At 44.8% G+C, this 2,500-nt stretch carries 2 rRNA genes (1 of these 2 only partly in view); both read right to left on the bottom strand.

What is annotated here, in order from left to right:
* Positions 1-1,103: 1,103 nt before the first annotated feature.
* A 5S ribosomal RNA gene (gene rrf / locus QRE67_RS01500) occupies positions 1,104-1,219 on the bottom strand.
* Between the two features lie 49 nt (positions 1,220-1,268).
* Positions 1,269-2,500: ribosomal RNA gene (locus tag QRE67_RS01495) — 23S ribosomal RNA — on the bottom strand (it continues 1,685 nt past the right edge of the window).

The following is a 2,500-nucleotide window of genomic DNA, read 5'->3' as shown; positions in this document are numbered from 1 at the left end:
TCACAATGAACATTTTCATCACTTAGCCAGTTCATTGATATCATCTTCAATAGGTAAGTACACGGTAGTCTAACTACCACTTAGTCACTTAATTTCATTCATCTATTTTCCTTTAGGTCCACTTAAAGCATATTCACAGCAACTACACTTCATAGGAAATAGCGATTCAATTCCTCATTATAAATTACGTTCGCAAGATCACATATGCTCAGTTGTCGATATATGATTTTTGCAAGCGAACATTCTTTTCTATACACAAACAAAAATCATCCTTGCCATAAGTTATAAATCCATTTTGATTTTTCGACATATAGCTGCGGCTATGCATAACAAAAGGTAACCTGCACTCGTTTTCTCTCTTTGTTTTCACTTGGCATGGAGCAGGAAAAGGATCTGACCGCTTCCATGCATGGTCGGATGCTCTCTACCACCTAAAAAAGGGGTTATGTCGTTTTTTAAATTTGGATCTATATAGAAAAATGATAAATCTATCTTTTATATACGCTTTATTAGCCTATAACACTCACTATCATTCCCCATCTGTTCTTACTTTATATATATAAATCCATTTTGATTTTTCGATATATAGGCTGTGGCTATGCATAACAAAAGGTAACCTGCACTCGTTTTCTCTCTTTGTTTTCACTTGGCATGGAGCAGGAAAAGGATCTGACCGCTTCTATGCATGGTCGGATGCTCTCTACCACCTAAAAAAGGGGTTATGTCGTTTTTTAAATTTGGATCTATATAGAAAAATGATAAATCTATCTTTTATATACGCTTTATTAGCCTATAACACTCACTATCATTCCCCATCTGTTCTTACTTTATATATATAAATCCATTTTGATTTTTCGATATATAGGCTGTGGCTATGCATAACAAAAGGTAACCTGCACTCGTTTTCTCTCTTTGTTTTCACTTGGCATGGGGCAGGAAAAGGATCTGACCGCTTCTATGCATGGTCGGATGCTCTCTACCACCTAAAAGAAGGGTTTTATGTCGGTTTTTTAATTTGAATTTATATAATACTTCCTTTTCTCGTCTTTTTATATTTTTTAAAAACACAAAAAAGACGAGTCATTCTGACTCGTCTAAAGGTTGCTTGGCGACGTCCTACTCTCACAGGGACAAGGTCCCAACTACCATCGGCGCTAGAGAGCTTAACTTCCGTGTTCGGTATGGGAACGGGTGTGACCTCTCTGCCATCATCACCAAACTGATGAAGGTATATTCCTTCAAAACTAGATAACATTGCTTCATATTATATGGTTAAGTCCTCGATCTATTAGTATTCGTCAGCTCCACATGTCACCATGCTTCCACCTCGAACCTATCAACCTGATCATCTTTCAGGGATCTTACTAGCTTACGCTATGGGAAATCTCATCTTGAGGGGGCTTCATGCTTAGATGCTTTCAGCACTTATCCCTTCCGCACATAGCTACCCAGCTATGCCCTTGGCAGAACAACTGGTACACCAGCGGTGCGTCCATCCCGGTCCTCTCGTACTAAGGACAGCTCCTCTCAAATTTCCTGCGCCCACGACGGATAGGGACCGAACTGTCTCACGACGTTCTGAACCCAGCTCGCGTACCGCTTTAATGGGCGAACAGCCCAACCCTTGGGACCGACTACAGCCCCAGGATGCGATGAGCCGACATCGAGGTGCCAAACCTCCCCGTCGATGTGGACTCTGGGGGAGATAAGCCTGTTATCCCCGGGGTAGCTTTTATCCGTTGAGCGATGGCCCTTCCATGCGGAACCACCGGATCACTAAGCCCGACTTTCGTCCCTGCTCGACTTGTAGGTCTCGCAGTCAAGCTCCCTTATACCTTTGCACTCTACGAATGATTTCCAACCATTCTGAGGGAACCTTTGGGCGCCTCCGTTACACTTTAGGAGGCGACCGCCCCAGTCAAACTGCCCACCTGACACTGTCTCCCGGGTCGATGAGACCCGTAGGTTAGAATTTCAATACAGTCAGGGCGGTATCCCACCAGCGCCTCCACCGAAGCTAGCGCTCCGGTTTCAATGGCTCCCGCCTATCCTGTACAAACTGTACCAAAATTCAATATCAGGCTACAGTAAAGCTCCACGGGGTCTTTCCGTCCTGTCGCGGGTAACCTGCATCTTCACAGGTACTATAATTTCACCGAGTCTCTGGTTGAGACAGTGCCCAAATCGTTACACCTTTCGTGCGGGTCGGAACTTACCCGACAAGGAATTTCGCTACCTTAGGACCGTTATAGTTACGGCCGCCGTTTACTGGGGCTTCAGTTCAGAGCTTCGCTTGCGCTAACCCCTCTCCTTAACCTTCCAGCACCGGGCAGGTGTCAGCCCCTATACTTCGCCTTACGGCTTCGCAGAGACCTGTGTTTTTGCTAAACAGTCGCTTGGGCCTATTCACTGCGGCTTTCCGTTAAGAAAGCACCCCTTCTCCCGAAGTTACGGGGTCATTTTGCCGAGTTCCTTAACCAGAGTTCTCTCGCACACCTTA

The organism is Bacillus sp. DX3.1 (assembly GCF_030292155.1).
GTDB lineage: Bacteria > Bacillota > Bacilli > Bacillales > Bacillaceae_G > Bacillus_A.
Note: the sequence above shows the minus strand (reverse complement) of the source record. Positions and strands in the feature narration are given on the sequence as shown.